Origin of the sequence: Bradyrhizobium sp. i1.15.2, from assembly GCF_040548425.1 — a bacterium.
Taxonomy (GTDB): Bacteria; Pseudomonadota; Alphaproteobacteria; order Rhizobiales; family Xanthobacteraceae; genus Bradyrhizobium; species Bradyrhizobium canariense.
Map to the genome: position 1 here is coordinate 349,430 of NZ_JBEPRQ010000002.1, position 20,850 is coordinate 370,279.

Consider the following 20,850-nt stretch of genomic DNA (forward strand, 5'->3'; position numbering starts at 1 on the left):
TATCTACGAATTATCCTCGCGTCATGTGGTGCCGGCGAGCCGCGCCATTCCACCGCTTGCTTTGATCAGTTTCACGGCCGCTTTGTCGAACGACACGAAAGTATCGGCCCCAAGCCAGTTGCCTTCGTGGGCGATGACGCCATCGGTAAAGTCACCCCCGGCCTCGAGGAGCGCTAATCCAGCCTCAGCTATGGGCCGGTTGACGACGACATTGGATGCATTGATCAAGTGCCGGATCGAAGCCGCGATATTTCCAGCAGAGGTTTTGTAGCCTCGTGAGAGGACCCAAGCCAACTCACATAATGCGGGGATCGAGATGGCTATGAGGTCCGCGTTCTCGAGAAGGGCTTCGGCCACCTTGCTCTGTTCGGCATCATCTTCGACCAGCACCCGTACCAGGACGTTGGTGTCGGGTGTTATCTTCATCGCTTGCTGGCCCAGCCGTCAGCAATGACCGCATTCATCTCCTCGATCGAGAGCGATCGACCGTTCGTCTTTCCCTTCAAAAAGCCGAAGGCATCCGAAATCTCTCCGGTGGGCCGAACTGCTCTCACCTCAACTCGCCCGCCAGGAAGCTTTTCTATCGAAATCTTGTCGCCCGGATGTACACCGAGGTGCTCCAGGAGGTCTTTCCGTAGCGTAACCTGCCCCTTTGCCGTGACCGTGAGCGTGCTCATGGGGATCCCTCAATACTGAGTCCTCGATAGGTAAGGCATTTTATCCTTACTTTCAAGGCAGGCAGCCTTCACTCCCGCCTTGGGCTGAACTTCCAGGTGATGGCGACGAGGCCCGCGGTGATCAGGCCGCTGACGAGACCGACGATGGGCAGCGTGAGCACCAGCGCGGCGCTGGCAGCCCAGCCGATCGAGGAGAACGCCTCGGCAAAGGTCGCAAGTCGCGACGAGGTCTGGCGGCGGCGAAATTGGCTGCGCCGGGCCTGCACCCGGAACCAGAGCTGGATTGCGGTGGCGGAGGCCGCGCTGACGATGACCGCACCGGCGCTGACCGCGGCCTGGAACGCCGAGGCGAAAGCGAGCGCCGCGATCAGCGGGCAGAAGACGATGGCGATCGCGATCAGCACCACCTCGATCTTGGCGCGGATGACGCTGGACGGCGTCAGCGGCGCGGTCGCAACCAGGTCGGGCGCGTCCTCGCCCGAGATCGTCAGCCAGGCAAGCCCGCCGGCGAGTTGGCCGGCCGCCATGACGATGACGGGCGTGATCAGCGTCAGCGCCGCGGAGCTGTCGGCAAAGTTGCGCCAGAGCAGCAGCGCCGGCGGCACCAGATAGAGCAGCTGCATCAGCGTCTGCGAGATCAGCCAGGGATCGCGCCAGAGCAGCGAAAATTCCTTGCGCCGCAGGGCATGCTGACGCGATCCGCCGCGGAACGGGCGCTCCTTCGCGCTGCGACGGCCGGACGCGCCATAGGCGGCGGCATCGATCGCCGTGTCGGCGAAGCGGCCCGAGAAGATCGCCATGACGCTTCCGAGCAGCACGAGCCCGAGCGCTAGGAGCAGCAGCAGCGCTTCGGCGTCTCCCATCGCCGCCCGCGCCGGCCACCACCAGATGCTGTCGGCATCGGGCGCGTAAGCGGCCAAGCTACCCGAGGTCAGGATGGTGAAGCGCGACAGCGTGCCGTAGGACATGATCGCCGCCACCTGAAGCGCGATCACGAAGCCGGCGCCGATGATGGCGGCGAGGATCTGGGCGACGAACCGTGTCCGCGCCGGACCGATCAGGCGAAACAGCAGGATGGTGACGGCGATCGCGATCGCTGCGGCCGACAGGCCCATGGCGACAACGACGCCGAACGCAGCAAGCCAGCGCGCGCCGCCCCCGAATACCAGCACGTCGATGAAGGGCGTCGAGAACAGCAGCGCCATCACCGTGATGGCGAGCGCGATCGCGGCGATGCGCACCGAGAACAGATTGGCCAGCGTCGCGGGTGAGGACATGACGAGGTCGAGATCGGCGCGTGCGTAAAACACCCGGGTCACCGATTCGATTGCCTGCGACAGCATCAGCGTCCAGGCGAGAAAAATCGTCGCCGAGATCACGATCAGCGAGGATTTGTCGAGTGGCAATTGCAGGTCGGCGAAGCGGCCGATCACCGCCCAGGCCGGTACGTGCAGCAGCGCCGCGAAGAACAGCAGGCCGATTACCGCCGCACGTGTTCGTTTGCGCCGCCCGCCGGTCATCATGGCGAGCCATTCGCGCCAGGCGAGCCGGAGCTCGTGGCGGGCGAACCAGGACAGCGCGGTGGCCGAGCTCATGCGGCTTCCGGAAGCGTCACCAGCGCGATGAAGAGATCTTCCAGGCTGGTGTCGGCGTGCCCGTTTTGCTGCCGGAGCTCGGTTAGCGTGCCCTCGGCAACCAGGCGGCCGGCTGCGATCACACCGATACGGTCAGCCATGCGTTCGGCGACCTCGAGGATATGCGTGGTCATGATGACGGTGCAACCGGCGCGGACGCGCTCGCTCAGGAGTCCCTTGACATGGCGGGCGGAGACGGCATCCAGTCCCGTCAGCGGTTCGTCGAGGATGATGAGGCGGGGATCGTGCACCAGGGCGCCGGCGAGGGCGACCTTCTGGCGCATGCCCTTGGAAAAACCCTCGCAGCGTTCGTGCCGGTGCGGCTCGAGCCCGAGCGAGTTCAGGAGACCCGCGGCGATCGGTTCCGAGGCCGATGGTGCGATGCCCCACAGACCGGCCACGAATTCGAGATATTCGAGCGGCGTGAGCTTGTCGTAGATCATGGGCTCGTCGGAGACCCACGCCATCACCTGCTTGGCGGCGACGGGGTTTTGGAGCGCATCGATGCCGAAGATGGAGACCGCGCCGGCATCGGGCCGCAAAAGGCCTGCAACCATGCGCAAAGTGGTGGTCTTGCCGGCGCCGTTGGGGCCGACCAGCGCATAGAATTCGCCGGCATGGATGGTGAGATCGAGGTTATCGACCGCCAGACGGTCAAAACACTTCGTTAACCCCATGACTTCGAGCGCCGAGTCGTCCGTCTTCATGGCGGCCACACCTTGCGGTTTTGCATCGCTCGCGACCATGCCCCGAAGATGTTTCGGCACCGTGAATCGCGCTGCCGCAAATTCCGTCATCCGGATTGGACTAATGGCAAGTCACCGTTTGTTGACAGCGCTTGGCGGTTCAGGCTGAATTGGCAAAGGGACGAATGGCGCTAACGCAGCGAAACGACTGCGTAGCGACTGAACACAAGATGCGGCAAGGCGGTCAGGAAGAACCGCCGGTTGTATCGGGAGGATGCGCGACGATGCTGGATTTCGTTCAGCAGCTGGTCAGCGGTGTTGCGCTCGGCTGCGTCTACGGCCTGATCGCGCTCGGCTTCGTGCTTGTCTACAAGGCCACCGAGGTCGTCAATTTCGCGCAGGGCGATTTGATGATGCTGGGCGGATTCTTTGCCTTCACCTTCATTGGCATGATGGGGCTGAACTACTGGGTCGGCTTTGCCGGCGCGGTGGCGGCAATGGCGCTGTTCGGCATGCTCGCCGAGCGCGTGGTGGTGCGGCCGATCCTCGGCTATCCGCAATTCTCCATCATCATGGCCACCATCGGGCTCGGCTATTTCCTGCGCTCGGTCTCCGGCATGATCTGGGGCACCGACGATTTCAAGATCGACACGCCGTTCAGTCAGGGCGTGCTGCGGATCGGTTCGCTGGTGCTCGCCCATGACAAGCTCTCGGTGATCGCGGCGACGGTCATCCTCTGCGCGCTGCTCTGGCTGTTCTTCAACAAGACCATGCTCGGCACCGCGATGCGCGCCAGTTCCGAGAACATGCTGGCGGCCTATTACATGGGCATCCCGGTCAAGCGCGTGGTGTCGATCGTCTGGGCGATCAGCGCGGCGGTTGCGACCTGTGCCGGCGTGCTGCTGGCGCCGATCACCTTCATCCATTCCAATGTCGGTCTAGTGCTGGGCCTGAAAGCGTTTCCGGCCGCCGTGCTCGGCGGCTTCGGCTCGATCCCCGGCGCCGTCGTCGGCGGCGTCCTGATCGGCGTCATCGAGAGCATGGCCGGCTTCTATCTGGCCGAGGGCTGGAAGGACGTCGCGCCCTACGTCGTGCTGCTCGCCGTGCTCTTGCTCAAGCCCGAAGGCCTGTTCGGCCTTCATGTCCGCAAGAAAGTCTGAACGCATGCGCTTCCTGTTCAAGACCGACTACGAGGACGACATCAGGCTGTTTCCGCATTCTGGCTATTACGTCTCCTACGGTCTCCTGCTGGCCGTGCTGCTGATCGCGCCCTATGTGCTCTCCAGTTATCTGATGAGTCAGCTCGTCTTCGTCTGCATCTATGCGACCGTCGGCGTGGCGCTGCTGATTCTGACGGGTTTCACCGGGCAGGCCTCGCTCGGGCACGCGGCGTTTCTCGCGATCGGTGCGTATACGGCGGCCTATTTGCAGAAGTATGGTGTGCCGTTCCCGGTCTACTTTCTCGCCGCCGGGCTCCTGACCGGGCTGATCGGTGCGCTGGTCGGATTCCCCGCGCTGCGGCTGCAAGGCATTTATCTCGTCATCGCCACCATCTCCTTCGCCTTCATCGTCGAGGAGATTCTGGCGCGATGGGAGAGCGTCACCAACGGCAACGAGGGCATGCGGATCAAGGCGGTGTCGCTGTTTGGGGTCGCAGTCTCGCGCGACAGCCCCACTTTCTATTTCCTTTGCCTCGCCGTGCTGGTGCTGACCATCGTCGGCACGCTCAATTTGCTGCGCTCGCCCACGGGGCGCGCCTTCGTCGCGATCCGCGACAGCGAGACGGCGGCGCGCAGCATGGGGGTCAATGTCGCGCTGTACAAGGTGAAGTCCTTTGCGATCTCCGCGGCGATCACCGGCTTCGCCGGCGTGTTGTTCGCGCACAAGCTCTCCTTCATCTCGCCGGAGATGTTCACGCTCCAGCTCTCGATCGAGTTCATCATCGTGATCCTGATCGGCGGCACCTTCAGCCTGCACGGCGCAGTGCTGGGAGCGATCTTCATCGTGATGATCGATCCGTTCCTGACCTACCTCAAGGACGACATGCCCGGCATCATCGCCGGCATTGCAGCGACGTTCGGAGCGGGCACGCAAGCCGCGGCCAATGTCCAGTCCAAGGTCGCGGCCTTTGCCTCGCTCAACGGCTTGAAAGGCGCCATCTACGGCATCATCATCGTATTGTTCGTGCTGTTCGAACCGCTCGGGCTTTACGGCCGCTGGCTCAAGATAAAGCTCTTCTTCCAGCTGTTCCCGCTTTACAAGCGCGCCACCTTCAAGCGGCAGAAGATCTACGTGAAGTCGGAGCGTAACCGATGAGCTATTTTCGCGCCGAGAGTTTGTCGCTGCATTTCGGCGGGCTGAAGGCCGTCGATGCGGTGTCGTTCGCGGTCGAAAAGGGCGAGATCCTCTCGATCATCGGGCCGAACGGCGCCGGCAAGAGCTCGATTTTCAACCTGATTTCGCGGATCTACCGGCCGACCTCGGGTCGCATCTTTTTCGAGGATCAGGACATCACGGAGCAGCCGCCCCATGACATCGCAAGGCTTGGCATCGCCCGCACGTTCCAGAACATCGAGCTGTTCGAGAATGCGACGGTGTTGTCGAACCTGCTGGTCGGCCGCCACCGGCATTCGACCACGCAGCTTTGGCAGGAGCTGTTGTTCCTGCCAGGCGTACGCGCCGACGAGAAGGTGCATCGCCGCAGGGTCGAGCAGGTCATCGAATTCCTCGATCTCGAGCCCTACCGCGACAAGCTGATCTCGGGTCTGCCTTACGGCGTGCGCAAGGTGATCGAGCTGGCGCGCGCGCTATGCTCGGAGCCGAAGCTGATCCTGCTCGACGAGCCGTCCTCGGGCCTCAACGTGGAGGAGACTGACGACATGTCGTTCTGGATCCGCGACCTGAAGAGCGAGCTCGGCGTCACCGTGCTGATGGTCGAGCACGACATGTCGCTGGTCAACCGCGTCTCCGACCGCGTCATCGCGCTGAACTACGGCAGGGTGCTGGCGATGGGCTCGCCGGCCGAAGTGCAAGAGCACCCCGATGTCGTCGCCGCCTATCTGGGAGCCTGACGCGATGGATGCCGTGGCGACACCAGATATCATCCTGAAACTCTCCAACATCGAGAGCTATTACGGGCCGATCATGGCGATCCGCGGCATCTCGCTCGAAGTGCCGCGCGGACGCATCGTCACGCTGCTGGGCGCCAACGGCGCCGGCAAGACCACGGTGCTGAAGACGATCTCGGGCATTCTCGACCCGCAGAAGGGCGCCATCGAGTTCATGGGCAAGTCGATCCAGCGCATGGAGGCGGACAGGATCGTGCGGCTGGGCCTCAGCCATGTGCCGGAGGGCCGCGAGGTGTTCCCGTTCCTCTCCGTGCGCGAGAACCTGATGATGGGGGCCTATCCGCGCAAGGATCGCGACGGCGTCGCGGACGATCTGGAGCGCGTCTACGGCTATTTCCCGCGGCTGAAGGAGCGCATCAACCAGCCGGCCGGACAGCTCTCCGGCGGCGAGCAGCAGATGCTCGCAATCGGCCGCGCGCTGATGAACCGGCCGACGCTGTTGCTGCTCGACGAGCCCTCGCTTGGGCTGTCGCCGCTGCTGGTGAAGGAGATCTTCGCCATCATCCGTCGGGTCAACGAGGAGCAGGGCATGTCGATCCTGCTGGTCGAGCAGAACGCCAAGGTGGCGCTGGAGACGGCGCACTATGGCTATGTGCTGGAAATCGGCCGGATCGTGATGAACGACAGCTGCGACCGCTTGATGCATTCGAAGGACATCCAGGAATTCTACCTGGGCGCCAAGGAAGCCGGCGCACGAGGCGAGCGGCGCTGGAAAAAGAAGAAGACTTGGCGTTAGAGGAAGCCTTAAATACCAAAGCCCATCCGCTAATATAGACCGCCGGCAAGGCAGGCAGTGGAGGGGAGCGCGACAAGAAGGAGACGTGCATGGCCCGACCGGCGGTGCTGACGGTCGCTGACACGATCGCGAAAAGCTTTTTGCGCGCCGCGGAGACGCGGGGCGACAGGCCGGCTATACGCGAGAAGAAATTCGGGATCTGGCAGCCGACCAGCTGGCGCGAATGGCTGGAGATCTCGAAGGAGATCGCCTACGCGCTGCACGCCATCGGCTTCAGGCCCGGCGACGTTGCTTCCATCATCGCCAACGCCGTGCCGGAATGGGTCCATGTCGACATGGGCATTCTGTGCGCCGGCGGCGTCTCTTCCGGGATCTATCCGACCGATGCCTCATCCCAGGTCGAATATCTCGTCAACGATTCCCGGACGAAAGTGATCTTCGCCGAGGACGAGGAGCAGCTCGACAAGATCCTGGCCTGCCGCGCACGCTGTCCGTCTCTGCGAAAGATCATCGTGTTCGACATGGAGGGCCTTAGCGGCTTCTTCGACGACATGGTGATGTCGCTCGACGAGTTCCGCGCGCTCGGGCGCAACCACATGGCCGGCCGCGAGGCGCTGTGGCAGGAGATGGTCGACAGTCGCAGCGCGAGCGATCTCGCGGTCCTCGTCTATACATCCGGCACCACGGGCCCGCCCAAGGGCGCCATGCACGCCAATCGCAGCGTCACGCACCAGATGCGGCACGCCGATGATTTCATTCCAGCGCGCGAGAACGAGGAGCGGCTGATTTTCCTGCCGCTCTGCCACGTCGCCGAGCGGATCGGCGGCTATTACATCTCGGTCGCGCTCGGCTCGGTGATGAATTTTGCCGAGAGTCCCGAGACTGTGCCGGACAATCTGCGCGAGGTGCAGCCGACCATCTTCCTCGCGGTGCCGCGGATTTGGGAGAAGTTCTATTCCGCGATCACCATCGCGCTGAAGGATGCGACGCCGTTGCAGCAATGGGTGTACCGCCGCGCCATCGACATTGGTTATCGCATGGTCGATTGCAGGATCGAAGGGAAGCCGCCGCCGCTGTCGTTGCGCATCGCCAACGGCATCGCTTACCGGCTCGCTTTTCGCAACATCCGACGCATGATCGGGCTCGACCGATGCCGCATCGCCTTCACCGGCGCGGCGCCGATCGCGCCGGAGCTGATCCGCTGGTATCTCGCGCTCGGCATCGACATTCACGAGGTCTACGGCCAGACCGAGAATTGCGGGGTCGCCACCATGATGCCGGCGGAACGCATCAAGCTTGGCTCGGTCGGCAAGGCGGTGTCGTGGGGTGAAGTGGCGCTGTCGCCCGACGGGGAGATCCTGATCAGGGGCGACTTCCTGTTCATGGGCTATCTGAACCAGCCGGAGAGGACAGCAGAGACCATCGACCATCGCGGCTGGCTGCATACCGGCGACGTCGGCACCATCGACAATGAGGGCTTCGTCCGCATCACCGACCGGATGAAGGACATCATCATCACCTCGGGCGGCAAGAACATCACGCCGTCCGAGATCGAGAATCAGCTGAAATTCTCGCCCTACATCTCGGATTCCGTGGTGATCGGCGACAAGCGGCCATACCTCACCTGCCTCGTGATGATCGACCAGGAGAATGTCGAGAAGTTCGCGCAGGACCACGACATCCCCTTTACCAATTATGCCAGCCTGTGCCGCGCGGCGGAGATCCAGGATCTGATCTGGCGCGAGATCGAAGCGGTCAATGCCAATTTCGCCCGCGTCGAGACCATCAAGAGATTCTATCTGATCGAACGCCAGCTCACTCCGGAGGACGAGGAGCTGACGCCGACCATGAAGCTGAAGCGCGGTTTCGTGAACAAGCGTTATGCCGCCGAAATCGACGCGATGTATCCGGCGCGGGCGGTGGCTTGAACAATCTTGTTTAAATAACAGCGAAGGAGTGATGGCCCCACCCTTCGCACCATAAGGGCCCCAAGGAGAGGAGACGTCAATGTCGAGATCGTTGAGAACGTTCGGCCTTGCGGCAGGCGCGGTGGTGCTCACCTGTCTGCCCGCCGTCGCGCAAACCAAGGTCACCAATGAAGGCATCTCGGCGTCCGAGATCGTCATCGGCACCCATCAGGATCTGTCGGGGCCGATCAAGGTCTGGGGCGTGCCGGTCTCCAACGGCATGAAGATGGCGGTCGAGGAAATCAATGCGGCCGGTGGCATCAATGGCCGCAAGATCAGGATGATCCTCGAGGACAACGGCTACGATCCGAAGAAGGGCGTGCTGGCGTCCCAGAAGATGGTCGAGCGCGACAAGATATTTGCAATGATCGGCTCGATGGGATCGGCGCCGACGCTCGCCGCGCAGGACATCCTGTTCGATGCCGGCGTGCTCCAGCTCTTCCCGCTGACCGCCGCCGAGTTCACCTTCAAGTTCGACCCGGCCAAGCCGCAGGAGCGGCTGAAGTTCAACAACCTCTTGCCCTATGTTGAGAGCACGCGCGCCGCGCTGAAATACATGGTGGAGTGGAAGAACTTCCAGAAGCCCTGCATCATGCACCAGGACGACGAGTACGGAAAGAACGTGCTCGACGGCTTCACCCAGCAATTGACGGTCATGAAGCTGCAGCCGGCGTCGGTGACGAGCTACAAGCGCGGCGCCTCCGATTTCAGCGCGCAGATCGCCAAGATGAAGTCCGACGGCTGCGATCTCGTCGTGCTCGGCACCGTGATCCGCGAGACCATCGGTGCGATGACGGAGGCGAAGAAGCTCGGTTGGGAGGTCACCTTCCTCGGCGCGACGCCGACCAACGTGCTGGAAGTGCCGGCGCTCGGCAAGGACGCCGTCGAGGGCCTCTATGCGGCGAGCGGCTTCGAGATCCCCTACGAGGACACCGCCAAGGGCAAGGTCCACGACTGGCTCATCAACTACAAGAAGATGTTCAACACCGATGCCAATACCCAGGCGATCATCGGCTACAACGCGGTGACGACGTTTGCGTTCTACGCCAACAAGGCGGGCAAGGATCTGACCGGCCAGAAGATGCTGGACGCGCTGGAATCGGGCGACAAGTTCCTCGACATCTTCAACTCGCCGCCGACCAAATTCTCCAAGACCGACCACCTCGCCAACACCATCACCCAGGTGCAGCAGGTCAAGGGCGGCCGCTGGGTTCTGGTGAAGGACAATCTGATGTTTTGATTTCTTCGCCTCTCCCCGCATGCGGGGAGAGGCCGGGATTTGCGCAGCAAATTCCGGGTGAGGGGGCTCTCCGCGAGTCGAACTGTCACCGGATTCGCTGAAGCAGCCCCACACCCCAACCCTCTCCCCGTAAGAACGGGGCGAGGGAGAGCACACAGCCCTACGATCCCCCACCCGCGGTGCCTGAATTCACCGGGGCCAGCTCGTCTTCCCGGCAGCGCCAGCCATCGGCGGCTTTGACAAACGCAAATGTGCGCTGGATTCGCAGGCGGCGCGTGACGTTGAAGGCGTCTGCGGAGCGCTCCTTGTTGCTGACGCCAGGCTGCGGACGACCCGTCCTGGGGTCCCAGCAGGTGCCCGTGCACGTCGTGGCGACCTTGCTGCAGGTGGCGAAGGGCGCCAGCACGGCCATCTCGATTTCGCCCGTGACCTGCGCCTCCTGCTCGCCCACCTGGCTATCGAGCGCATAGACGCGGTTGATGCGGAGGAAGTTGCCGCAGGAATTGGCCGCGTGGATTCGCGCGGCACAGAAGTCGACGGCATCGGTGTCGGGCGCGCGGGCTGCGACCTGCCGGCCGAACACCTTCTTCGGATCGCCTTTCGCCGCGCCAATCTCGTCGGTCTTGTGCTTCAGATAGCCGGCGAGACAGTCCTCCGCGGACTCGAGCTCCCCGAGCGGCACGTTCTCCTTGCCGACCAGATTGCATTTGCGATCGCGCTCCCGCGTCCACCGGCCATATTCGGCAAAGGCAAAGCGTGCCGAGGTCGGATCGAGCTTGCCGATCAGGCCGAGGACCTGGCTGTTCAAGTCGGTCTCGGCAAGCGCCAGCGACGGGTCCGCACAGATCAGCGCGCCTGCGGCGGTGTTGGCGGCGAGACAGTCGAAATCCGGATCGCGTACGATCGCGGCGCGCTCCTCGGTCACCTTGAGAAGACATGCCTTCACCCGGTCGAAATCGTCGGTGCGGATCGCGGTCTGGCCGACGATGCCGCAACCGAGGTTGCGCTGGCGAATCCAGATCGCGTTCTCCTCGATCCCAGGCAGACGATCGGGGAGGCGGGCAAGCCGTGCCTCGATTCCCGTGCTCAGCTTCTCGGCGGCGGCGGCAAGCTCGGCATCACCGCAGAACAATTGATTGCCGGGATCGCGGATCTGCTGGCAGTTGTTCCTGGCGAACAACGGCAGCCTTTCGGCGACGGAGCGGTCGGACGGGCTGGATTGCGCGAAGCCTGGCGCCGCCGGCAAGGCCAGCAATGCAAGCATAGTCAGCACGATGAACCGCATTCCGGTCGCCCCCGCATAGCCGCGGCCATGCTAGCGTCCCAAATCGCGCGGCGAAATGGCTTTGTGGGGTAAGCTACTTGATCCTGGTAGCCCGGATGGAGCGCAGCGCAATCCGGGATTCGTGCGACAGGCGGCGGCCCCGGATTTCGCGGAGCCCGTCATCGGGCGGCGCTGTGCGCCGACCCGGTGGCTCCATCCGGGCTACAAGAAAGTCAACGCGCCTCGGCGGCGATCATCGAGAACCGCACGGGTTCGTCGACATACTTCATCACGGCCGACTGGTAGAGCACGAACAACGGCTGGTAGCTCCGTGCGGCGTCGTCCTCGACCATCGCCATGCGGCGGTTGTCGAGCATCAGCCAGTGGCCGTCGAGCCGTGCAGCGACAACCGCATGCTCTTCGCCGGCCCTGACGTCGCGCACCACGACGATACGGAGATCTTCGGCGGCAACGCCCGCGAGCTTAAGAGCGGCGAGCTTGGCAATGGCGTAATCCTCGCAATCCCCGGCGCCGCGCGCGAAGGTCGCGAGAGGTGAGCTCCAGACGTCCTCAGAACCGTCAGCGGCGGCACGGATGGCGAGGTTGATGGCGCGATTGGTCTCGCCCAGCAGAGCGCGGCCCTCACGGCTGCGGGCCTGGTCGACGATGGCGAGCAGTTTCAGCGCAGCCGGCGAAGCGCAATTGTCCCGGTCGCCGTCGCACAGCGCGAGCTGCACCATGTCATCGTCGAGCCTGGACCTCAGCGCGAGCCATTTTTGTTGCAGGCTGCCGGCGGAGATGGCGAAGGCGAACACGCCGAACGGCTCGGCGGATTTGCGCACGAGGACGCCGGCTCCCGGCGACAACAGCGTGCCAGCGCGAAGCTCGGCGGCCGATCCAAGCAGGATCAATCCGCACAGCACTAGGATTGCGCGCCAGGCGCGCGAACGAGCAGCGGTCTCCATCTGACATCCCCTTCCGGCTTCGCCAGGTCCCCCTCGACCTGCACGTGCTGGGCTTTGTTGCTTTCGCGGAGATAGTGCGAGGCAGGCGGTTTTGTTCTGCTTAACGCGCCCGGCTGGGGTCCCAAAACCGGGCAACAGGCTGAAACGGGCCTGCTCATATTGCGTAAAATTTTACGATTCGCCGGCTAGGAGAGCGGCAGCTGCCGCGAAGAAGGACCAATTGCAGGCACAAGTTGTGGTGGAACTGATTCTGCGCCTTATGGCTAACGGCTCGCTATTTCACGGCTTCTGTTAGTTGGATCACAGATTTGGCCCCGTATTTGCCGCAGGGTGGTGCGGGGCACCACGAACAAAAGATGACATAAGTATCTATTGTGGGATTTCTGCAATAGAATACATGAGGTTACTTGGAATGAGCGAAAATAAGCGCTGCTTTACGTATGAGTATTTGAAAGATTACTTTGACTTCTCTGCAGGTGCCCAGCCGCCTGAGAGCATCGACCGCTTGGTGATGCGAAATCACACAAGCAATAGGTGGTTTCGCTAAGGACTTGGTAATGATATGCAAGTTTAGGCGAGCGATACTTACTTAGATTTTAACTCCTTTTTTGGTGCCCGGATTGAATTACGCTGGCAAATTTGACGCCGCGATTTCCTTGGACGGCTTGGGTTCCCGATCGCCCGCCGATGGCCACGTCGATTCCTTTACCGCAAAGGCACATGGTCATGTGCCTGACGGCGCATTCGTCGTTCCCGACCCGAACCTGATCTTCAACGGCGATTTCAAGCGCGCCGGTCTCGACCTCGTGCTGTCCCATGACGGCCACGACTTCGTCGTTCACGACTATTTCAGGGGCGACAAGCGCGCGGCGATCGCCTCGCCCGACGGCGCGCACCTCACCGGCGACGTCGTCAACGCACTCACCGGCCATGTGCAATATGCGCAGGCCGCCTCCGGCATTGCCGCCGCCCAGGTCATCGGCCACGTCACCAAGCTCTCCGGCAGCGCGACCGCGGTTCGTAACGGCGTCTCCGTCATCCTGAACAACGGCGACAACGTCGAGAAGGGCGACGTGGTCTCGACCGGTGGCGACTCGACGCTCGGCATCACGTTCATCGACGGCACGGTGTTCGGCCTGTCCTCCAATGCGCGGATGGTGCTGAACGAGATGGTCTACGACCCCAACGGGTCGAACAATTCCTCTCTCCTCAGTCTGGTCGCGGGCACCATCACCTTCGTTGCCGGCGAGACCGCCAAGCACGGAGACATGAAGGTCGACACGCCAGTCGCCACCATGGGTATCCGCGGCACGGCGGTGCTGAGCCAGATCAACTTCGTCGTTCCCGCCGGCGGCGGCGATCCGCAGCCGCAGGCGAGCTTCCAGGTGCTGGTCGAGCCGAACGGCACGACGGGCTCCTACATCCTGTTCGACAAGGTCACGCTGCTGCCGATCGCGACGGTCAACCAGGCCGGCCAGATGATCCAGATCAGCGGCGGCAACGTCTCGATCTCCAATGCGCTGATGTCGCCGGACATCCAGAAGCTGATCACGGACGTGTTCACGCTGAAGTTCACGGACAACAACAGCAACACCAAGCTGACCCAGAACTTCACCGACTCGATCACGCAGACCGGCAACATTGTCGTGATCAAGACGGACACCGGTGCCACCGCGACCGCGACCTTCACGAATCTCACTCAGCCGGGAGCGCAGGATTCCGGCCATGATCCGTCGAGCAGCACCCGCATTCCCGGCCCGCCCGATGCACGCAGCCTTGATCTCAATGGGAATGTGCAGAAGGCGTTCGCGCTGACTGAGCGTGCGGATACGACCGGCGACACGACGCATTCCGACACCATCTCCGGCCTGATCACCTTCGTCGACCAGAACCTGGGCGACCGGCCGACGGTGAGCATAGACCTCGGCGACGCGCCGAACTATCTCTACAAGAATGCCGGCCAGCAGGATGTCACCAGCGCGCTCTCTGCACTCCAGAAGCAGGACATCGCGGCAACGCAAACCCAGATCAGCGTCGCCGCAGCCGGCGGTAACAACAACAACGGCTCGGCGGTCTGGACCTACACGATTCCCGACCACGTCTTCGACTTCCTAGCGGCCGGTGAAACGTTGACGCTGACTTACAAGGTTCGCGTCAACAATAATTTCTCGGTCAATCCCGAAACGTCGCCCATCGACATCACCATCACGATCACCGGCACCAACGACAAGCCGGTGATCACCACCAGCGTTCCCGTCATCATCTTCGAGGGCGGCACCAGCAAACCCGGTGGCCCGCTCACCAGCGAGGTGCCGACTTCGGGCACGCTGACCTTCACGGATGTCGACCTCACCGACGCCCACACGGTCGCGGTCAAGCTGACCAGTGCGACCCTGCCTGATGGTAGCGTTCCGCCCGGCCCACTCGCGGCGTTCCAGAGCGCGATGTCGGTCGCGATCGCGGCGGGCGCCGATAGCACCGGAGACGGCACCGGCGCCATCAACTGGTCGCTGGCTGACCTGCCGGTCTATCTCGCCGACTTCATCCCCAAGGGTGAGGTGCTGACGCTGGTCTACACCGTGACGCTCAAGGACGCGCAAGGCGCCACCTCGCAGCAGACCATCACCGTCACGATCACCGGCACCGACGCTCCCGCCGTGGTGTGGATCGCGACCGACAAGCCCGGTGCTCCCTCCGGCGGCTTCTGGAAGGATGCGGCCAATTGGGCAACCGGCACGGTCCCGACCATCAATGACGACGTCATCGTCATCACCGACCAGCTGCATGGGCTAACGCCGTCCTATCCGGTGACAATCGACACGGCAGCCTACGCCAAGTCGATCACGATGAACGACTACGACACCGCGGTCGGCCACAAGGCACCGGAAGTCATCAACAAGAGTGCGCTGACGATTGCGGGCGAGATCAGCCTCAAGGCCGATTCGAAGCTCACCAATTTCGCGGCAAGCACGATCTCGGTTGGTGGCAAGGCCGAGTTCCTGGACAGTAGCGTGCTCACCAATGCCGGCTATCTGACGCTTGCGGCCGGTGGCGATTTCGCTGGCGGTACCACGATCGCCAATTCCGGCACGATTGAGCTGTCCGGCGGCACGCTGAAGACGCTCGCCGCAATTAACAATGCCGGCGGCACGCTCAAGGCCGATGCCGGCACGACGCTGATCGTCGACACTGCCACCATCAGCGGCGGCACGGTCACCATCGCCGGCACGTTGGAACTCGATGGCAGCAGCGTCCTCAAGAACGGCACGCTGAACAATTCAGGGGCGGTCAACGTCAAGGGCACAGCGGAGTTCGCCCACGAGACCGTCTCCAACACCTCCGGCGGCACGATCAAGGTGCTGGCGAATGGCTGGCTGACGATCGACCAGGGCGCGACCGTTACCAATACCGGCAACGTCACGATCGATGCCGCGGGCAAGCTGACAGTGAACGGCGCCACCATCAGCGGCGGCACGATCAACGGTCTCGGCACGATCGACGTTACCGGCGCCAGCACGATCGATGGCGGCGCGACGCTGAGCACGGCCATAGTTATCGCCGATGCTAAGCTGACGCTGGACGGCATCACGGTTTCGGGCTCGACGATCACGGACAATGCCGGCATTGAGCTCGACAACACCGTCAAGCTCCAGGACGGCGCCAGCATCCAGGATGGCGCGGTCGCCAACACCGGCACGCTGAAGATCGCCGGCGCTGCGATGCTGTTCAACGATGTCGTGACCAACACCGGCACGGTGTCGGTCGATGGCGGTCAAACGCTGACACTGTCCGGCACGGAGATTTCGGGCGGGGCCGTCAACGGCGCCGGCATCATCGATGTCATCGTCGCGAGCAAGATCGACGGCGGCGCCACACTGAGCACGGCTGCAGTTACCGCCGATGCCAAGCTGACGCTGGACGGCATCACGGTTTCGGGCTCGACGATCACGGACAATGCAGGCATCGAGCTTGACAACACCGTCAAGCTTCAGGACGGCGCCAGCATCCAGGGTGGCGCGGTCGCCAATATCGGCACGCTGAAGATCGCCGGCGCTGCAACGCTGCTCAATGACGTCGTGACCAACACCGGCACGGTGACGGTCGATGGCGGCCAGACGTTGACACTGTCCAGCACGGAGATTTCGGGCGGGGCCGTCAACGGCGCCGGCATCATCGATGTCATCGTCGCGAGCAAGATCGACGGCGGCGCCACACTGAGCACGGCTGCAGTTACCGCCGATGCCAAGCTGACGCTGGACGGCATCACGGTTTCGGGCTCGACGATCACGGACAATGCAGGCATCGAGCTTGACAACACCGTCAAGCTTCAGGACGGCGCCAGCATCCAGGGTGGCGCGGTCGCCAATATCGGCACGCTGAAGATCGCCGGCGCTGCAACGCTGCTCAATGACGTCGTGACCAACACCGGCACGGTGACGGTCGATGGCGGCCAGACGTTGACACTGTCCAGCACGGAGATTTCGGGCGGGGCTGTCAACGGCGTCGGCACGATCGATGTCATCGGCAGCAGCAAGATCGATCAATCGGCGACGCTGAGCACCGCTGCCGTGACGGTTGAGAGCGGCGTCATACTGACGCTGGATGACGTGACCGTTGCGGGTACCGCAATCGCCAATCATGGCACGGTCAAGGTCGATGCAAGCAGCAAGCTGACATTGAACGGTGCAAGCCTGACCGGCGGCGCGCTCATTGTTTCGGGCACGCTGAATTCGACCGGCACAACTGCGATTACCGACGCCAACATCTCGAACAACTATCTGATCGAGGCAACCCTGGGCGCGTTGACGCTGTTGGCGACGACCTCCGCAAGCTCGATCGCGAATGACGGCATCCTCCGGGCCAATGGCGCCGAGCTCGACATCAACGGCGAAGCCGTCACTAACACCGGCACGTTGGCGGCGATCGATCACGGGACACTGAAGCTGATCGGGATGAAGGCGACCAATACCGGCAGCGGTGCCGTCTCGGTCGAGTCCGGCTCGACACTCGATCTCCAGGGCGCGACCATCGACGGCGGCACGGTGACGATTGCCGGTACGCTGGAATCGACCGGCACGAGCGCGATCGACAACGCCGACATCACCAACACCGGCACGATCACGGTCACCAGCGGCACGCTGACGATCGATCCCGCCACGCTTCACACCATCACCAATCACAATCTGATTCAGGCGAATGGTGGCGTGCTCGGCGTCTCCGGCGAAGACATCTCCAACACCGCGGATCTCGAGGCGATCAACTATGGCACGCTGAAGCTGACAAATCTGACTGTCAGTAACAGCGGCACCGGAGCGATCACGGTCGATGGTCACTCGAAGCTCTATCTGACCGACGTCTCGATCAACGGCGGCAGCCTGAGCAATGCCGGCAATCTCTACAGCGCCGGCGTCGATACGGTCACGGGCAGCGTCACCAATACCGGCATCATCGAGGTCCAGAGCGGCACGCTCGACCTTGCGGGTGGCATCGCCGGTTCAGGCAAGGTGATCGTCGATGTCGGCGCGACGCTGGAGTTTTCGGGCGCGACCGGTTCGATCCACATCGTCAATTCCGGCTCGATCGTGGGCACCGGTGGCAATGCGGCGATCCACATCCAGCAGGACACGACCGGTTCGGTGATCGACAATTCCGGCACCATCGGGCCGGCCGCCGCCTTGAGCGTGACCTCCGCGACCGATGCGATCGTCGAGACCGACGGCAGCCTCACGATCAACAACACCGGCCACATCAACGGCAATGTCTCGGTCGCTACCGCGACCTTCAACAACGAGCTGGGCGGCACCTGGACGGTCGCCGGCACGAGCGTGTTCGGCAATGCGTCGACGATCGTCAATGACGGTGTCATCGATCTCCTCAACGGCGCCTCGATCTCCCTGAGTGGGCCTGGCCTCGTCAATCACAACCACATCGACAGCTGGGGCACGGCGTCGATCTCGGGCACCATCGCCAATACCGGCACCATCGAGGTCCATGGCGAGTTGTCGCTGTTCGGCTCGTTGACCGGCACGGGCTCGGTCACCGTCGATGCCGGCGCGCTGCTGAAGCTCGAAGGCACGGTCGCGCAAACGATCGCACTTCACGGCAACGGCGCCGCGCTTGAGATCGATACGGACACGTTCGGCGGCTCGATCGCAGACTTGTCCGTGAACGACACGATCGAATTATCGACGATCCAGTGGGGCCCCGGCACCAGCGCCGTCTACGTGCCCAATGCTGCCGATCCTGCGAGCGGCGGCATGCTCACGGTCACCGGCAACGATGGCAAGACCATCGACCTGACTCTCGTCGGCGACTATCGCAACGCGCACTTCGCGGGCAGCGACGATGGCGGCCACACGCTGATCACGATGCATGCGATCGACGACGCGCCGGCGTTCGACATGGTCAATGCATCCCTGACCGCGAACTTCTCCGAGCGCGAAAGCACCACCGGCTCCGGCGATTCCGACCCGCTGCCCGCCGCAACCGGCTCGATTCACTTCACCGACATCGACCTGACGGACCGTCCGATAGCGACAGTTGCAGTCACCGACCAGGCTGTGATCTGGCTGGATGGCGGCACCGACCTCACCGCGTCGCTCACCGACGACGAGACCGCCGCGTTGAAGGCCGCGCTGATCTATGGGCAGACTGGCAAGAACAACGGCACCGTCACCTGGAGCTATTCGATCCCCGACGGCGCGCTGGATTTCCTCGCCAAGGACCAGACCGCGAAGGTCGACTCCACCATCACGCTCACGGACGATTACGGCAAGATCCATACGGCCGAGGTCAGCGTCACCATCACTGGCAAGAACGACATTCCGACATTGGCCGCGGTCACCACGGGTCCACTTGTTGACACCGCCGCCACCGATAGCTTCCCGAACATCACGGGAACGCTGGTCGGGACCGACGCCGACCATGGCGAGACGGCAACGTTGCACTACGCGGTGATGGATGGAGCGAACGCGGTCACGACGGTCGCCGGTCATTACGGTTCGCTGACGGTGGATGCCGTCGGCAGCTACAGCTACGTTCCGGATGCTGCGGCGATCAACGCGCTGTCGGCAGGCCCTTACTCGGACGTCTTCACGATTCAGACCAAGGACGCGCAGGGTGCTGTCGGCACGGCGTCATTCACGGTCGCCGTCACCGGCGCCAACGACACGCCGGTGTTGTCCTATGGCAGCATCGGGAAACTCACCGACACGGCCGCAGCGGATAGTTTCTCCGACCTCACGGGACAGGTGGTCGGGACCGACGTCGACACCGGCGACACGCTGAGCTATGCCCTGCTTGACGCAGGTCACCAGGCCGTCGCGACGGTCACGGGTCATTATGGCGCGCTGACGCTCAATAGCAACGGCAGCTATAGCTACGTTCCCGACGCTGCGTCGATCAACGCCCTGCCGGGAGGCTCCTATTCGGATAGTTTCACGGTCCAGGTCACCGACGCGCATGGCGCTGCCACCACCGCGACATACACGGTGGACCTGACGGGCGCCAACGACACGCCGAAGCTGTCCGATCTCAACATCGGCTCGCTCACGGACACGGCTGCGACTGACAGTTTCGCCAATCTCACCGGCAAGCTGGTCGGGACCGATGCTGACAGTGGCGAGACGGGGTCGCTGACCTATGCCGTGCTTGATGCGACGCATCATGCGGCTGCAACGGTCGCAGGCCACTACGGCTCGCTAACGGTGAACGCGAACGGCAACTACAGCTACGTTCCGGATGCAACCGCCATCAACGCACTGCCGCAGGGATCCTATTCGGATACGTTCACGGTACAGACGACGGACGTTCATGGGGCCGCGGGCACGGCGACACTGACAGTCGGCGTGACCGGCGCGAATGACACGCCGATGTTCGATCTCGATCACGTGAGTGTTAGGCAAGACGACGACGAGCAGGTGATCGTCCATGGCCTTTCGTTGGTCGACCCGGACGCTGCTCCGAATGAGATATTCACGCTGGCTGCCACGACCGAGGCTGCCGGCAGCAATGCGAGCCCGTCGTCGCGCTCCGGTCTATTTGCAAACATCAATGGGAGCCTGAATACCGTTATCTACAATGAAGGCAGCGCAGAGCCGCCCACGGACAAGATCACGCTCACCGTGACCGACGGGCACGGGGCGAGCGATACCATTCACTTGATTTTCAACCTTCCTGAAAGTGCGAACGACCACGCGCGGATCACCGGCACGACCGGCAAAGATCTGTTCATCGGAACCGGCTATCAGGATCAGTTCGTGTTCGCGGCCGACTCGAACTGCGATATGATCGTGAATTTCACGCCGGGTCAGGACCACATCGATCTCTCGGCAGTTGTGACGACCTCCAATCTTTCCGCCTGGATGGCCCAGCATGTGGCCGGGTCACCTACCAATTCGGCGGACACCCTGATCACGATCGACGCGGCAGACACGATCGTCCTGAAGGGCGTCACCGCGGCCCATCTCCATGCGAGCGACTTCATCGTCCACGCCTGATGACCGCTTGGGTGCCAAGCCGCCGGCTGCCATTGCCCGTGAAAGCGTGATATTC

At 62.9% G+C, this 20,850-nt stretch carries 13 protein-coding genes; 7 read left to right on the top strand and 6 right to left on the bottom strand.

The window, feature by feature from the left end:
* Positions 1-21: 21 nt before the first annotated feature.
* The 4 genes from ABIB80_RS06485 to ABIB80_RS06500 all read right to left on the bottom strand — a co-directional run bounded on the left by ABIB80_RS06485 (position 22) and on the right by ABIB80_RS06500 (position 3,018).
* The gene (locus tag ABIB80_RS06485) at positions 22-426 is read right to left on the bottom strand and encodes a type II toxin-antitoxin system VapC family toxin (RefSeq protein WP_007599522.1); all 405 of its coding nucleotides are present in this window, start codon (positions 424-426) and stop codon (positions 22-24) included.
* Positions 423-677 (bottom strand): AbrB/MazE/SpoVT family DNA-binding domain-containing protein, encoded by a 255-nt coding sequence (locus ABIB80_RS06490; protein ID WP_007599523.1) that lies wholly within the window; start codon positions 675-677, stop codon positions 423-425. The genes ABIB80_RS06485 and ABIB80_RS06490 overlap by 4 nt, the downstream gene beginning before the upstream one ends.
* Before the next feature lie 68 nt (positions 678-745).
* A complete protein-coding gene (locus ABIB80_RS06495) occupies positions 746-2,272 on the bottom strand; it encodes a hypothetical protein (protein WP_007599524.1) in 1,527 nt (508 codons plus the stop codon).
* The gene (locus tag ABIB80_RS06500; protein ID WP_007599530.1) at positions 2,269-3,018 is read right to left on the bottom strand and encodes an ABC transporter ATP-binding protein; all 750 of its coding nucleotides are present in this window, start codon (positions 3,016-3,018) and stop codon (positions 2,269-2,271) included. Before ABIB80_RS06500 ends, ABIB80_RS06495 begins: the two co-directional genes overlap by 4 nt.
* 263 nt (positions 3,019-3,281) lie before the next feature.
* On the opposite strand from ABIB80_RS06500, the gene ABIB80_RS06505 reads away from it, so the two are divergent.
* The 6 genes from ABIB80_RS06505 to ABIB80_RS06530 all read left to right on the top strand — a co-directional run bounded on the left by ABIB80_RS06505 (position 3,282) and on the right by ABIB80_RS06530 (position 10,068).
* Positions 3,282-4,157, top strand: coding sequence for a branched-chain amino acid ABC transporter permease (locus ABIB80_RS06505; RefSeq protein ID WP_007599531.1), 876 nt, complete (start codon positions 3,282-3,284; stop codon positions 4,155-4,157).
* Positions 4,158-4,161: 4 nt separating this feature from the next.
* The gene (locus ABIB80_RS06510) at positions 4,162-5,313 is read left to right on the top strand and encodes a branched-chain amino acid ABC transporter permease (RefSeq protein ID WP_027515317.1); all 1,152 of its coding nucleotides are present in this window, start codon (positions 4,162-4,164) and stop codon (positions 5,311-5,313) included.
* On the top strand, positions 5,310-6,068 hold the full coding sequence (locus tag ABIB80_RS06515; RefSeq protein WP_007599535.1) for an ABC transporter ATP-binding protein: 759 nt from the start codon (positions 5,310-5,312) through the stop codon (positions 6,066-6,068). The genes ABIB80_RS06510 and ABIB80_RS06515 overlap by 4 nt, the downstream gene beginning before the upstream one ends.
* A gap of 4 nt (positions 6,069-6,072) precedes the next feature.
* On the top strand, positions 6,073-6,861 hold the full coding sequence (locus ABIB80_RS06520) for an ABC transporter ATP-binding protein (RefSeq protein WP_007599536.1): 789 nt from the start codon (positions 6,073-6,075) through the stop codon (positions 6,859-6,861).
* Between the two features lie 89 nt (positions 6,862-6,950).
* On the top strand, positions 6,951-8,789 hold the full coding sequence (locus ABIB80_RS06525; RefSeq protein ID WP_007599538.1) for an AMP-dependent synthetase/ligase: 1,839 nt from the start codon (positions 6,951-6,953) through the stop codon (positions 8,787-8,789).
* Positions 8,790-8,868: 79 nt separating this feature from the next.
* Positions 8,869-10,068 (top strand): ABC transporter substrate-binding protein, encoded by a 1,200-nt coding sequence (locus ABIB80_RS06530; RefSeq protein ID WP_354127139.1) that lies wholly within the window; start codon positions 8,869-8,871, stop codon positions 10,066-10,068.
* Positions 10,069-10,228: 160 nt separating this feature from the next.
* On the opposite strand, the gene ABIB80_RS06535 is transcribed toward ABIB80_RS06530, so the two are convergent.
* Positions 10,229-11,353, bottom strand: a complete 1,125-nt coding sequence (locus ABIB80_RS06535; RefSeq protein WP_007599540.1) for a lysozyme inhibitor LprI family protein — start codon at positions 11,351-11,353, stop codon at positions 10,229-10,231.
* A 212-nt stretch (positions 11,354-11,565) separates the two neighbouring features.
* A complete protein-coding gene (locus ABIB80_RS06540) occupies positions 11,566-12,297 on the bottom strand; it encodes a transglutaminase-like cysteine peptidase (protein ID WP_007599541.1) in 732 nt (243 codons plus the stop codon).
* Between the two features lie 620 nt (positions 12,298-12,917).
* On the opposite strand from ABIB80_RS06540, the gene ABIB80_RS06545 reads away from it, so the two are divergent.
* Positions 12,918-20,795 carry a VCBS domain-containing protein gene (locus tag ABIB80_RS06545; RefSeq protein ID WP_502918724.1) on the top strand — a complete coding sequence of 2,626 codons (7,878 nt, stop codon included), beginning with the start codon at positions 12,918-12,920 and terminating at the stop codon, positions 20,793-20,795.
* The last annotated feature ends 55 nt before the right edge of the window (positions 20,796-20,850 follow it).

Bases quoted from the DNA above. Each gene is read 5' to 3' on its own strand.
- ABIB80_RS06520 (WP_007599536.1), top strand. From the start codon at position 6,073: ATGGATGCCGTGGCGACACCAGATATCATCCTGAAACTCTCCAACATC.
- ABIB80_RS06485 (WP_007599522.1), bottom strand. From the start codon at position 426: ATGAAGATAACACCCGACACCAACGTCCTGGTACGGGTGCTGGTCGAA.
- ABIB80_RS06510 (WP_027515317.1), top strand. From the start codon at position 4,162: ATGCGCTTCCTGTTCAAGACCGACTACGAGGACGACATCAGGCTGTTT.
- ABIB80_RS06500 (WP_007599530.1), bottom strand. From the start codon at position 3,018: ATGAAGACGGACGACTCGGCGCTCGAAGTCATGGGGTTAACGAAGTGT.
- ABIB80_RS06505 (WP_007599531.1), top strand. From the start codon at position 3,282: ATGCTGGATTTCGTTCAGCAGCTGGTCAGCGGTGTTGCGCTCGGCTGC.
- ABIB80_RS06540 (WP_007599541.1), bottom strand. From the start codon at position 12,297: ATGGAGACCGCTGCTCGTTCGCGCGCCTGGCGCGCAATCCTAGTGCTG.
- ABIB80_RS06515 (WP_007599535.1), top strand. From the start codon at position 5,310: ATGAGCTATTTTCGCGCCGAGAGTTTGTCGCTGCATTTCGGCGGGCTG.
- ABIB80_RS06495 (WP_007599524.1), bottom strand. From the start codon at position 2,272: ATGAGCTCGGCCACCGCGCTGTCCTGGTTCGCCCGCCACGAGCTCCGG.
- ABIB80_RS06490 (WP_007599523.1), bottom strand. From the start codon at position 677: ATGAGCACGCTCACGGTCACGGCAAAGGGGCAGGTTACGCTACGGAAA.
- ABIB80_RS06530 (WP_354127139.1), top strand. From the start codon at position 8,869: ATGTCGAGATCGTTGAGAACGTTCGGCCTTGCGGCAGGCGCGGTGGTG.
- ABIB80_RS06535 (WP_007599540.1), bottom strand. From the start codon at position 11,353: ATGCGGTTCATCGTGCTGACTATGCTTGCATTGCTGGCCTTGCCGGCG.
- ABIB80_RS06525 (WP_007599538.1), top strand. From the start codon at position 6,951: ATGGCCCGACCGGCGGTGCTGACGGTCGCTGACACGATCGCGAAAAGC.